This window comes from Salibaculum griseiflavum (assembly GCF_003129565.1).
GTDB lineage: Bacteria > Pseudomonadota > Alphaproteobacteria > Rhodobacterales > Rhodobacteraceae > Salibaculum > Salibaculum griseiflavum.
Genome location: NZ_QETF01000009.1, coordinates 51934 through 64228, shown reverse-complemented (window position 1 = coordinate 64228; position 12295 = coordinate 51934). Strand labels below are relative to the sequence as shown.

Here is a 12295-nt window from a genome sequence, read left to right as displayed (position 1 = left end):
TGGAACGGGAAAGTGATGGTAGCGTGGGGCGGACTTGAACCGCCGACCCCAGCATTATGAGTGCTGTGCTCTAACCAGCTGAGCTACCACGCCTCATCACCGGCGTTCGCATACTCGCGGGCAACGGGCCTGTCAAACCGATTCTTCGCCCGCGTGGCGGGGTTTGCGGGGTTTTTCGGGGTGCCGCTGCAGGGCCTTGCCCCGCGAGGTATTTGTGTCAAAGGTGGCGCCGCGCGAAGGAGGCAAGGACATGGCGGCGAAGGCCTGGGAATTCTGGATCGACCGAGGTGGCACATTCACCGATATCGTCGCTCGCACCCCCGACGGCGGACTGGTCACGCACAAGCTGCTTTCGGAAAATCCCGAACGCTACCGGGATGCCGCCGTGCAGGGCATTCGCGACCTGATGGGCACCGATGCGCCCGAGCCCGGCGCCATCCGCTCTGTCAAAATGGGCACGACCGTGGCCACAAACGCCTTGCTGGAGCGCAAGGGCGAACGCACCTTCCTTTTGATTACGAAGGGCTTCGGCGACCTGCTACGGATCGGTTACCAGACCCGGCCGCGCCTGTTCGACCTGAACGTCACACGGCCGGAATTGCTCTATGATCAGGTGGCCGAGGTCGACGAGAGGCTGGATGCCGAGGGCGCCGTGCTGACGCCGATGGACGAGGCCGCCGTGCGCGCCACGCTGGAGGACGCTCGCAAGGCCGGGTTCGACGCGGTCGCGATCGCCTTCCTGCATGCCTATCTCGACCCTGTCCATGAACGCCGCGCGGCCGAGATCGCCCGCGAATTGGGCTTTGGGCAGGTCAGCACATCGCACGGGGTGTCGGGCTTGGCCAAGCTGGTCGGGCGTGGGGATACCACGGTGGTCGACGCCTATCTCTCGCCCATCCTGCGCCGTTACGTGAACCAGGTGGCCGATGCGCTGGATGTGGGCCGCGTGACCGGGCAATTGCTGTTCATGCAATCAAGCGGCGGCCTGACCGATGCGATGAGATTTCAGGGCAAGGATGCGATTCTGTCCGGCCCGGCCGGTGGGATCGTGGGCATGGTCAAGACAGGCGAGGCGGCGGGCCATGACCGGCTGATCGGTTTCGACATGGGCGGCACCAGCACCGATGTGAGCCACTATGCCGGCGCCTATGAACGCAGCTTCGAGACCGAGGTTGCCGGCGTGCGCATGCGTGCCCCGATGATGGATATTCATACGGTTGCCGCCGGGGGCGGTTCGATATGCTCCTTCCGCGACGGGCGCTTCCAGGTCGGCCCCGAAAGCGCCGGCGCAGATCCCGGCCCGGCCTGTTATCGCCGGGGCGGGCCGCTGACCGTGACCGACTGCAATGTCATGCTGGGCAAGCTCACGCCTGACCATTTCCCGCAGGTTTTCGGGCCAGAGGGTGACCAGCCGCTGGATGCGGAGGTCGTGCGCCAAAAATTCGAAACCCTGTCCGAGGAAGTCGCCGTGGCCACCGGCGAGGCCCCGCGCAGCCCCGAGGACATGGCCGAGGGCTTCCTTAGGATTGCCGTCGACAACATGGCTAACGCGATCAAGAAGATCAGCGTGCAGCGCGGCCATGATGTGACGGGCTATACCCTGCAATGCTTCGGCGGGGCGGGCGGGCAGCATGCCTGCCTTGTGGCCGATGCGCTGGGCATGGGGCAGGTGCTGATCCATCCTTTCGCCGGGGTCCTTTCGGCCTTTGGCATGGGGCTGGCCGAACTGCGCGAGATGGCCGAGGAACAACATGATGCGCCCTTGGCCGATCATGATGGCGCTGCCGCGCGGATCAATGCGCTGACCGAACAGGCCAGCGGGGCGCTCAGGTCGCAAGGCGTGACCGGGCCGGTCGAGACCCGTGCCCAGGCCCATTTGCGCTATGATGGCTCGCACCAGCCGCTGCCCGTCGATTTCGGTCCGGTCGATCAGATGCAGGCCGCGTTCGAGGCGGCGCATGCCGCGCGGTTCGGATTTACCAGCCCGGAACGGGCGATCCTGTTTGAAATGCTCAGCGTCGAGGCCATTGGCGGCGCCGGCGAGATGCCCGGGCGGATCGGCGCCGCGATGGACAACCCGGCCAGCCCTGTCGCCAACGTAGCCGTACATACAGGCGGCGCGCGGCAGGGCGCGCCCATCTTCGAGCGGGGGCAGTTGGCCCAGGGGCAGGTGGTGACCGGCCCTGCGATCATTCTCGAACCTACGGGTACGAATATGGTCGAGCCGGGCTGGTCGGCACAGGTCGATGACATGGGCAACCTGCTGCTGTCCCGCGATGCCGCCGCCGACCGCGGTTTGGCCGCGGGCACCGAAGCGGACCCCGTGGTGCTGGAGGTCATGTCGAACCTGTTCATGAACGTGGCCGAACAGATGGGTGCGACCCTGGCCAACACGTCTTGGTCGGTGAACATCAAGGAACGCTACGATTTCTCCTGCGCGATCTTCGACGCGGCGGGCGATCTGGTGGCGAATGCGCCGCATGTGCCGGTGCATCTCGGCTCCATGTCCGACAGCATCAAGACGGTGATGCGGCTGAACCCGAACTTGGCCGACGGCGACGCCTTCATGCTGAACTCCCCCTATAACGGGGGCACCCATCTGCCGGATGTCACGGTGGTCACGCCGGTTTTCGTGGATGGAAAGCCGGCCTTCTGGCTGGGCAGCCGGGGCCACCATGCCGATATCGGCGGGCGCACCCCTGGATCGGCGCCACCCGACAGCACCCATATCGACGAAGAGGGCGTGCTGATTGACAACGTCAAGCTGGTCAGCCGGGGCCAGTTCCTCGAAGAGGACGCGCGCCGCGTTCTGGGCTCTGGCCGCTATCCGTGCCGCAATCCCGATCAGAACATTGCCGACCTCAAGGCGCAGGTGGCCGCCAATGCGACCGGGCGGCGTGAGTTGCTGCGGGTCTGCGACGAACAGGGCGCAGATTTGGTCACCGCCTATATGGGTCATGTTCAGCGCAATGCCGAGGAAAGCGTGCGCCGCGTTATCGACAAGCTGCGCGACGGGCGTTTCAGCTATCCGATGGACAATGGCCAGCACATCGAAGTTGCGGTCCGTGTCGACCATGCCGCGCGGGAGGCGACAGTCGATTTCACCGGCACGTCCGGCCAGCACGGGGGCAATTACAATGCGCCCTTCGCGGTCTGCCGGGCCGTGGTGCTCTATGTTTTCCGCACGCTTGTGGGGTCCGATATCCCGCTGAACGAGGGTTGCCTGAAACCGCTGAACATCATTGCGCCCGAAGGGTCGATGCTGAACCCGCGCTATCCGGCGGCCGTCATCGCGGGCAATACGGAGGTGTCGCAGGCGGCGTGCAATGCGCTTTATGGCGCGCTGGGCGTGATCGCTGGCAGTCAGGCCACGATGAACAATTTCGTCTGGGGCAACGAGGATTTCCAGAACTACGAGACCATTGCCGGTGGGACAGGGGCCGGGCCGGGTTTCGATGGGTGCGACGCGGTGCAAAGCCACATGACAAACACCCGCATGACCGACCCGGAGATCCTCGAAAAACGCTTTCCCGTGCGGCTGGAGGATTTCGCGATCCGAACCGGGTCGGGCGGTGCGGGGCAATATCGCGGCGGGCACGGTGTGTTCCGGCGCATGCGCTTCCTGACGGATGTGACCGTGACCACGCTGTGTTCCCACCGCCGTATCCCGCCTTTCGGGGCAAATGGCGGCCAGCCGGGCCAGACCGGGCGCAACTGGGCGGAATTGCCCAATGGCACCCGGATCGAGCTTCAGGGCGATGATGAGATCGACCTGAAGGCCGGGTCAGCTTTCGTCATGGAAACGCCGGGCGGTGGCGGATGGGGCGCTAGCTAAAGCGCCATTCCGTCACTTGTTCGCAGGTTTCGCCCGGTTTCAGGCTGATATCGGGGAAGCCGGGGCAATTGGGGGCGTCGGGCCAGACCTGCGCCTCGATCGCCAACCCATGATAAAGCGGGTCCATGTTGCGATGGTCGAAGATCTGCACGCCCGGCTCGGTCGTGGCCATCACCATCTGCCGTCCGGTTTGCCCTGTCAGCCACAGCACATCGCGCAGATCGGTCCGGGCGCGGGACAGGCAGAAATTGTGGTCGAGCTCGGGTTGACCGGGTGCAAAAGGCTTGCCGTCGCGGAAATCGAAATCGCCGCCCGCAACCGGTCGGATCACGCCGGTCGGCAATGTGTCCTTGTCGGTGGGCAGATAGTGATCGGCCGCGATGCGCAGTTCATGCCCTGCCACGCTGTCGCTGCCATCAAGGTTCCAATAGCCGTGATGGGCCACGTTCATGAGGGTTTCGGCATCGGTCTGGGCCGTTACGGTCAGGCGCAATGTGCCCGGCGCCGCAATCTCGTAGCGGGCTTCTATGCTGCGATTTCCCGGCATCCCACCTTCGCCGTCAGGCAAAATAACCGTCAGGGTGACGGAATTTTCGTATGATTTATCAATATTCCATACTTTGGAATGCAGGCCAGTGGCGCCGCCATGGAGCAGGGTCTTGCCGTTCTCGTTCTTTTCGAAGTGATAGGCCTTGCCGCCGATCCGGGCCGAGGCATCCCGCAGCCGGTTCGCCACCGGCCCCACCAGCGCCCCGAAATAGGCATAGTCGCCTTCGTAGTCGGCCAGGTTATCCCGCCCCAATGTCAGGCTGTGGTCGATGCCGTCGAGCCGGACATCCTGAAGGATGCCGCCAAGGGTCAGAACCGTCGCCGACAGTCCATGTGCCGACAGGTCGATCGCATGGACGGTTTCGCCTTGCGCCGTGTTTCCGAAAACCCGCATCGTGTTCTCCTATAGGATGACCTGGTGTTCCTGCTGGCCGCGTGCCTCGACAGGCACGGCGAATGTCTTGCCGTGGTCGGGGTTATCATCGGACATCCCGTCGGCGGCCGAGGTGCAGAACAGGGTCTGCAGGTCAGGCCCGCCAAAGGCCGGGCAGGTCGCTTGCGGCGCGGTGATTTCAACTGCCTGCCGAAAGTCCCCGTCAGGGCCATAGCAGGCCACGCGCGCCGCGCCCCATTGGGCGTTCCAGAAATTGCCTTCGGCGTCGATCACGGCCCCATCCGGCGCCAGCCCCGCCGCCGTCATGTCCAGCCAGACCTCGGGATCGCCCTTGGGCCAGCCATCCTTGTCCGACAGGCGCTGACGCATGATCTTGCGGCTGGGCGTATCGGTGAAATAGGCATGCCCGCCATCGGGGCTGAAACAGATCGCGTTGGAAATCGTGATATCGGCGTATAGCTGGCGCAGCTCGCCACGATAGTAGCGATAAATCGCCCCCGCGCCGGGTTCGGCATTGTGCCCCATCGTCCCGATCCAGAAGCCACCATAAGGGTCCGCGCGCCCGTCATTGGACCGGGTGACAGGATTGTCGGCTTCCAGCGCGGCGACGGCCTCTCTCGCGCCGGTTGCGAGGTTGTAGCGGAACAGCCCAGTGGCATCTGCCACCAGCAGCGTGTCCCGATCCACCCAGCCTGCCGCCGAGACGCAATCGTCGAACTGCCAATGCTGCCCTTTGCGGTGCAAGCGTTTGCCGATGATATCGAACCAGAAAAGGTCTTGCCGAACGGGATGCCAAAGGGGGCCTTCGCCCAGGATGCATGGGGTGTCATCGTAGATCATGGTGGGCCTTGCTTGGATGTGATTGCGCTAACGCTATCGCTTTCCGTAATAGAGGCCAACCACATGTTCCGCTTCGGCGAAGAACAACCAGCGTGATGCGAAAACGCCGACCAAGTGCAGCAGGACTGCGACGGCGGCCAACGCATGGCTGAACCCGGCCAGCAGGATCAGGACCGGCAGCACGAAACCTGAAAGCAGCGCGATGACCCGCAAGGTCAGGCTGTGCTTGCGGCCCACCACGTGCACGAACTCTCGCAGCAGGTAATTCGTCCCGGTGTGTGGCGGCTCAAAACTTCGCACAGTGCCGCGATCGCCCAATCCCGTTGCGCTCGCCAGTGTCGTGCCGGACCGGGCCAGTGCCTTGTCGCCAACCACCCAATGGGCCACCAGGGCCACCCCGGCAATGGGCAGCAGCCAGGTGGCCAGCGTGACTTGTCCCGCCAACAGCGCCCCGCCCGCCAGGCTGAACGAGAGGTACATAGCCGGCGTGGTTGCATTGTGCCAGCGTGGCACCGTGCGCATCTGCGTATAGATCATTGCTGTGGTCGTGACCGTGGCCAGGCTGAGTGCCGCGCCCAGATAGCCCGGAACAGCCCAGCGGTTGGCGAAAAACACCAGCCCCGCGCCGTAAAGTGCCATGGTGACAAGGGCCAGGACCGAGGCCCAGGCCTCGCGGCTCAGCCAGCTCGTGCGCCACTGGGTAAAGGCCTTGAGCGCCCTTTCCGGGTGGCCCAGGTGGAAAGTCGAGGCCAAGAGCCCGCCCACCGCCAGAAGATAGGCGATGGTGAAAAAGGCAAAGGCGACCCAGCCGGTCGGGGCGAGAAAGCCCAGTCCCATCCAGAACAGCAGGCCAAAGCCCAGCCCCGACAGCGACGTGAAGATGATGACAGAGGGTGCGGGATGCATCAGGCGCCTCCGACCTTGGAGAGGGTCTTGTCGAGCCAGCCGAGGAAGCCCTTGCTGTCCTCGGCAACAGGTTCGAGGAAGGGCGCGAGCACGTCGATATCGCGGTCGCGCGGCGGCAGGTACTTGTTGACCGGCTTGGTGCCCTGCTCCGGCATCAGGTCCATGCCACCGCGTTCCGCGGTCAGCTTGCTGACATGGCTGTCAGGGTCCGCGAAATCGCCGAAATGGCGTGCCCCCGCCGGGCAGGTGCGCACGCAGGCCGGTTCGCGGTCTTCCTCGGGCAGGTTCTCGTTATAGATGCGGTCGACGCAAAGGGTGCATTTCTTCATCACCCCTGCACTCGGGTCCATTTCCCGCGCGCCATAGGGACAGGCCCAGGCGCAAAGCCCGCAGCCGATGCAATCGCTTTCATTGACCAAGACGATCCCGTCTTCGACCCGCTTGTAACTGGCCCCGGTGGGGCAGACCGTGACGCAGGGCGCGTCCTCGCAATGCAGGCAGGATTTGGGGAAATGCACCAGTTGCGCAGGGCCGGTTTCCGGCTGCACCTCGTAGCTGTGGACGCGGTTGAGAAAGGTGCCCGAAGGGTCGGCGCCATAGGCATCCTGATCGGCCAGCGGTGCACCGTAGTTTTCCGTGTTCCAGCCTTTGCAGGAAATCACGCAGGCATGGCAGCCCACGCAGGTGTCCAGGTCGATGACGAGACCGAGCTTGCGGTCGGTTTTCTCGGGCAGGGTCGTCATTGTCCCACCTTCCAGTCAAGCGTTTCAGGGGCTTGCGGGACCGGCGATTTGATCGGGCCAAAGGCCGGCTGCGCCTCTTTCGGCGCCGGGGCCTTCTCGATCTTCACCCGCAGGTCGAACCACGCGGCCTGGCCCGTCACCGGGTCGGAATTGGACCAGCGCTGGCCGTCGCCCTTTTCGGGCAGCAATTCGTGGATCAGGTGATTGAGCAGAAAGCCCTTTGTCGCCTCTGGCGCGTCGGGGTCCAGCGCCCATGCCCCTTTGCGCTTGCCGATGGCGTTCCATGTCCAGACGGTATTTTCGTTCAGTGCGGCCATATGGGCGACAGGCACCGTGATCGATCCGGTGGGTGAGCTGACGACCGCCCAATCACCCTCTTCAAAGCCGTGCGCCTGCCAGATTCTCGTCGGCAGATAGAGCGGATTTTGTCCGTGAATTTGACGTAGCCAGGCATTTTGCGTGCCCCAGGAATGGTACATTGCCATTGGTCTCTGGGTCAGCGCATGGACCGGGTATTCTTTTGCGGCAGCGTCGCCGAACGGTTCCGACCAGAACGGCAACGGGTCCATATGGGTCTTCAGGCGATCCCGCAGGTGTTCGGGCGGCTGGTGCGCCCCCTTGCCCTCGGCGGCCATCTGCATACGCCGCAGCGGTTCGGAATAGAGCGAAAAGATATAGGGCTGCGGGCTATCGTAGAAGCCCATCTCGACCGCCCAATCCTGATAGGCCGCGTTGAAGGGTTTGTAATAGGACGCCCCCTCGGGGACATGCTCCATCCAGAAGCCGCCATTCCTGATATAGCTGTCCAACTGGCCTGCGTTGGGCTCGCCTCGACCATGTTGCAGGCCGCTATCGCCCATGCGCCAACCCGCCAGAGGTCCGATCCCGGGGCGGCGGATATGGTTGGTGATGTAGTCGGCATAATCTGCGTATTTCTGGCTGCCGTCCTCGGCCACGAAACCGGGCAGGTCCAGCCGCGCGCCAAGGTCGCACAGCACGGATTGGAAGGCGCGCACGTCGCGGTCCGGCTTTACCACCGGCCAGCGGATCGCATCGGCCACGGCGTCGGCCTCGCAGATCGGACGATCCAGCAATGAAATGCAATCGTGCCGCTCCAGGTAGGTGGTGTCGGGCAACACAAGGTCCGCATAGGCCACCATTTCCGAGCTATAGGCGTCGGAATAGATGATGCGCGGGATGACGTAATCGCCGTTCTCGTCGGTATCCGTCAGCATCTGCATGGTCTGGCGGGTGTTCATCGACGAGTTCCACGACATGTTCGCCATGTAGAGGAACAGCGTGTCGATCCTGTAGGGATCACCGGCATGCGCGTTGGAGATGACCATATGCATCATGCCGTGGGCCGATAGCGGGTTTTCCCAGGAAAACGCCTTGTCGATGCGGGCCGGGCCGCCGGCTTCGTTCAGGCACAGGTCCTCGGGGCCTTGCGGATAGCCCAGATGCGGGCCGTCCAGTGCCGCGCCGGGCGTGACCCTGCAATGCGGTTTCGGATGCGCGGTATGCGGTTTGGGATAGGGCGGTTTGAAGCGCATGCCGCCCGGGGTTTCCACCGCGCCCAAAAGGATTTGCAGCGTATGCAGGGCACGCGCGGTCTGGAACCCGTTGGAATGGGCCGAGATGCCGCGCATGGCGTGCATTGAAACCGGCCGCCCGATCATCCTGGGATGGGTCACGCCGCGGAAATCGGTCCATTCCCGGTCCAGCTCGATGGCCTCGTCAAAGGCCACGCGGGCCAGTTCGGCCGCAAGGGCGCGGATGCGCTCGGCGCTGATGCCGGTCTTTTCGGTGGCCTGCTCGGGCGCCCATTGCGGATCGAGAAACCGCTCGGCCATGGCATGAAAAACGGGCCGGTGGGTGATCCCGGCATGGCGATAGCTGCCCGACAGGTCCGGCTGCACACCTTGCCCGTTCCATGGCGCGAGGTGCCCAGTCCGGCGGTCTATGACTTGCGGCTGGCCATCGCTGTCCTTGAGCAACAAACCGTGGCTGTCGGATTTCGGATCGCTGTCGATCAGGCAGGCCGCATTGGTGAATTGTGCAAGATAGTCGAGGTCCACCTTGCCAGCCTTCATCAGCTCGTGGATCAGCGCCATGATCAACAGGCCGTCGGTGCCCGGCGTGATCCCGAACCAGTCATCCGCCACGGCATTATATCCTGACCGGATCGGGTTGATCCCGATCATTCGCGCTCCGCGTTCCTTGATCTTGCCGATGCCCATCTTGATCGGGTTGCTGTCATGGTCTTCGGCCACGCCGAAAAGCAGGAACAGCTTGGTATGCTCCCAGTCGGGCTGACCGAATTCCCAGAAGGCCCCGCCCATCGTGTAGATGCCCGCCGCCGCCATGTTGACCGAACAAAAGCCGCCATGGGCCGCGTAATTCGGCGTGCCGAAGGATTGTGCCCAAAGGCCTGTGAAACTTTGCGACTGGTCGCGGCCGGTGAAGAAGGCGAGCTTTTCGGGGGCTGTCTCGCGCAGCGGCTTGAGCCAGCCGGTGGCGATCTCCAGCGCCTCGTCCCAGCTGATTTCCTCAAACTCGCCAGAGCCGCGCGGTCCGACCCGTTTCAAGGGCGCGCGCAGCCGCGAGGGTGCGTTGACCTGCATGATCCCGGCGCTGCCCTTGGCGCAGAGCACGCCCCGGTTCACGGGGTGGTCGCGGTTGCCCTCGATATAGGCGACCTTTCCGTCCTTCATGTGCACGTTGATCCCGCAGCGGCAGGCGCACATGTAGCAGGTGGTTTTGCGCACCTCGTCGGACACGTGCGGCGACGTATCCAGATGCGGTTGGTCCTTGGCCATCCGTCAGAGTCCTCCCTGCATCAATACTATATCAATATGTCCGGATTGCCAGAGGTCGCAGCCCCGCCGGCAATGCCCGATATGAAAGGGAAGCCATGCGATTTCAGCCCTCCTTTCCGATCAGGGCCACCGCATCGCGGGCGATCTGGCGTTCTTCCTCGGCCGGGATGACATGAACAGGCAGAGGGCCGAGCCAGGCCAGCCGGTCCATGATCCGTTGGCGAATATCTTCCGAATTCTCGCCGATCCCCCCTGTGAAGGCGACCGCGTCGACTCCGCCCATGTCTGCGATCAGCGCGCCGGCCTGATGGGTGACCGACCAGATGAAATGATCGACGGCAAAGCGCGCCGCATCGGAGTCAGCGGCCAGCAGGCGGCGCATGTCGGACGTGCCGCCAAGCGCGATCAGGCCGCTCTCCTTGTTCAATACGCGACCGGTCGCCTCGATGCCGATGTCCTCGGCCATGCGCAGCACGGCCATACCGTCGATATCGCCGGACCGGGTCGCCATGGTCGGCCCGGACAGCGGCGAATAGCCCATCGAGGTCGCAACCGACCGCCCGTCGCGGATCGCGCAGAGGCTGACGCCCGCGCCCAGGTGCAGGGCCAGAAGGCGGCGCGGCAGGGCATCGCCAAATTGCGTTACCATCCCCGCATAGGACAGGCCATGAAACCCGTAACGGCGCAGCCCCTTGGCGCGCCAGCTTTCTGGGATGGCATAGGTGGTGGCCAATTCGGGCTGAACCGCGTGAAAGGCTGTGTCGAAACTGGCATATTGCGGCAGGTGAGGCAGGGCCTCGGTGACGGCGCGGATTCCGGCAAGCGCCGGTGGGTTGTGCAGGGGGGCCAGCGGCACATTGGCCTCGATCGCCGCGATGGCCGCCTCGTCCAGCCGGGTCGGGGCAGTCAGCGCCGTGCCGCCATGCACGACGCGGTGGGCGGCGGCGGTGATGTCGGCGGCGGCGATGCCGTGTTCCTCCAGCGCGTCGAGAATGGCCGCGATCCCCTCGGCATGGCTGGCGGCAGTCAGGTGTTTCTCAGCATCGCCGAGGGTCAGCCGGGCCTGCCCGCCGATCCCGGCAACCTGACCTTCCAAAACCTGTTCAAGGTCAGGCCGGAACAGGGCCAACTTGATCGAGGACGACCCGGTATTGAGCACGAGCAGCATCAGCCTGCCCCCGCCACGATCATGCCAAGCGCCGCCGAGGCCAGCCGCGCCGGCGCGGCCTGGCTGCGCGAGGTCAGCAGGATCGGCACCTTGGCCCCCATGACCAGCCCGCCCGCGCAGCACCCCATGCCCAGCACCATCAGCTTGAAGATGGCGTTGCCGGTGGTGATGTTGGGCGTCACGACGATATCGGCATCGCCTGCCACGGGGCTGTCATAGCCTTTGATCCGCGCGGCCTCCTTGGACAGGATCAGGTCCATGGCGATTGGCCCGGCTACATCCGCATCGGGCAGGTGGTCCTTGGCCCAGGTGGCGATGGCCGCGCTTTCCATCGTGTTCTGAACGGATGGGATCGGGTCTTCGGTCGGCGCCAGAAGGGCGGCGCGGGGGCGTGCAACGCCCAGGAGTTCCGACAGCCGCACGGCCAGCGACAGGCAGGCCTGCCGCGTTTCAACGCTCGGGTCGACGTTCAGCGCCGCATCGGTCAGCAGGAGCGGCCTGTCGCTGTCCGGTGCGGTGATGTGGAACACATGCCCGCAGCGGCTGCCCTTTTCACGCAGGCCCGCCGAAGAGGGCAGCAGCCCCTTGAGGAAGGTCGAGGTATGAACCTGGCCCTTCATGATCGCGTCGGCCTCGCCCGCGCGGGCCAGTTCGGCGGCCTTGTCGCTGGCGGCGGCGTGGGGGGCGTGGATCAAGCGCAACCCGCCGATGTCATAGCCGATTTCCTCGGCCGCGGCCTCGATCTTGGGGCGGTCGCCGATCAGGATCGGCTCGGCCAGACCCGCCTCGGCAGCCTCTCGGATCCCGGCAAGGGGCTGGGCCGCGCCCGCATTGACTAGCGCCACGCGGGGGCGCGGCAGGCTGCGGGCCTGGTCCAGCAATCGCGCGGGCGCGTGCGGTTTGACCCGGGACAGGAATGGATAGGGATCGGTCATGACATGTCCTCTGCGTGAAGTGATCGGCACCGTATTGAACCGATCACACCACGTGACGATGACAAGGCCAATGCTCCGTGCCGCATGATGCGTGCAGGGACCAGTC

General features: G+C 64.5%; 8 protein-coding genes and 1 tRNA gene. 1 reads left to right on the top strand and 8 read right to left on the bottom strand.

All coding sequences use genetic code 11. The features are described 5' to 3' along the window. Nucleotides 1–16: 16 nt before the first annotated feature. Nucleotides 17–93 (bottom strand) — tRNA-Met (locus tag DFK10_RS09720). Between the two features lie 157 nt (nt 94–250). On the opposite strand from DFK10_RS09720, the gene DFK10_RS09715 reads away from it, so the two are divergent. Beyond that, on the top strand, nt 251–3835 hold the full coding sequence (locus DFK10_RS09715; RefSeq protein ID WP_109388837.1) for a hydantoinase B/oxoprolinase family protein: 3585 nt from the start codon (nt 251–253) through the stop codon (nt 3833–3835). Here DFK10_RS09715 and DFK10_RS09710 read toward each other — a convergent pair. The 7 genes from DFK10_RS09710 to DFK10_RS09680 form a co-directional block, all read right to left on the bottom strand. Then, nucleotides 3828–4778, bottom strand: a complete 951-nt coding sequence (locus tag DFK10_RS09710) for an aldose epimerase family protein (protein ID WP_109388836.1) — start codon at nt 4776–4778, stop codon at nt 3828–3830. The genes DFK10_RS09715 and DFK10_RS09710 overlap by 8 nt on opposite strands. Nucleotides 4779–4787: 9 nt before the next feature. Further along, on the bottom strand, nt 4788–5618 hold the full coding sequence (locus DFK10_RS09705; protein WP_109388835.1) for an SMP-30/gluconolactonase/LRE family protein: 831 nt from the start codon (nt 5616–5618) through the stop codon (nt 4788–4790). A gap of 33 nt (nt 5619–5651) precedes the next feature. Then, the gene (locus tag DFK10_RS09700) at nt 5652–6524 is read right to left on the bottom strand and encodes a dimethyl sulfoxide reductase anchor subunit family protein (RefSeq protein WP_109388834.1); all 873 of its coding nucleotides are present in this window, start codon (nt 6522–6524) and stop codon (nt 5652–5654) included. Next, a complete protein-coding gene (locus tag DFK10_RS09695) occupies nt 6524–7267 on the bottom strand; it encodes a 4Fe-4S dicluster domain-containing protein (protein WP_109388833.1) in 744 nt (247 codons plus the stop codon). The genes DFK10_RS09700 and DFK10_RS09695 overlap by 1 nt, the downstream gene beginning before the upstream one ends. Beyond that, nucleotides 7264–10086: a molybdopterin oxidoreductase family protein gene (locus DFK10_RS09690; RefSeq protein WP_109388832.1), complete on the bottom strand. Its 2823-nt coding sequence runs from the start codon at nt 10084–10086 to the stop codon at nt 7264–7266. The genes DFK10_RS09695 and DFK10_RS09690 overlap by 4 nt, the downstream gene beginning before the upstream one ends. 103 nt (nt 10087–10189) lie before the next feature. Continuing rightward, the gene (locus DFK10_RS09685) at nt 10190–11254 is read right to left on the bottom strand and encodes an acetate/propionate family kinase (RefSeq protein ID WP_109388831.1); all 1065 of its coding nucleotides are present in this window, start codon (nt 11252–11254) and stop codon (nt 10190–10192) included. Then, the gene (locus DFK10_RS09680; RefSeq protein WP_109388830.1) at nt 11254–12189 is read right to left on the bottom strand and encodes a phosphate acyltransferase; all 936 of its coding nucleotides are present in this window, start codon (nt 12187–12189) and stop codon (nt 11254–11256) included. The genes DFK10_RS09685 and DFK10_RS09680 overlap by 1 nt, the downstream gene beginning before the upstream one ends. Between the last annotated feature and the right edge of the window lie 106 nt (nt 12190–12295).

Bases quoted from the DNA above. Each gene is read 5' to 3' on its own strand.
- DFK10_RS09710 (WP_109388836.1), bottom strand. From the start codon at position 4,778: ATGCGGGTTTTCGGAAACACGGCGCAAGGCGAAACCGTCCATGCGATC.
- DFK10_RS09700 (WP_109388834.1), bottom strand. From the start codon at position 6,524: ATGCATCCCGCACCCTCTGTCATCATCTTCACGTCGCTGTCGGGGCTG.
- DFK10_RS09695 (WP_109388833.1), bottom strand. From the start codon at position 7,267: ATGACGACCCTGCCCGAGAAAACCGACCGCAAGCTCGGTCTCGTCATC.
- DFK10_RS09680 (WP_109388830.1), bottom strand. From the start codon at position 12,189: ATGACCGATCCCTATCCATTCCTGTCCCGGGTCAAACCGCACGCGCCC.
- DFK10_RS09690 (WP_109388832.1), bottom strand. From the start codon at position 10,086: ATGGCCAAGGACCAACCGCATCTGGATACGTCGCCGCACGTGTCCGAC.
- DFK10_RS09705 (WP_109388835.1), bottom strand. From the start codon at position 5,618: ATGATCTACGATGACACCCCATGCATCCTGGGCGAAGGCCCCCTTTGG.
- DFK10_RS09715 (WP_109388837.1), top strand. From the start codon at position 251: ATGGCGGCGAAGGCCTGGGAATTCTGGATCGACCGAGGTGGCACATTC.
- DFK10_RS09685 (WP_109388831.1), bottom strand. From the start codon at position 11,254: ATGCTGCTCGTGCTCAATACCGGGTCGTCCTCGATCAAGTTGGCCCTG.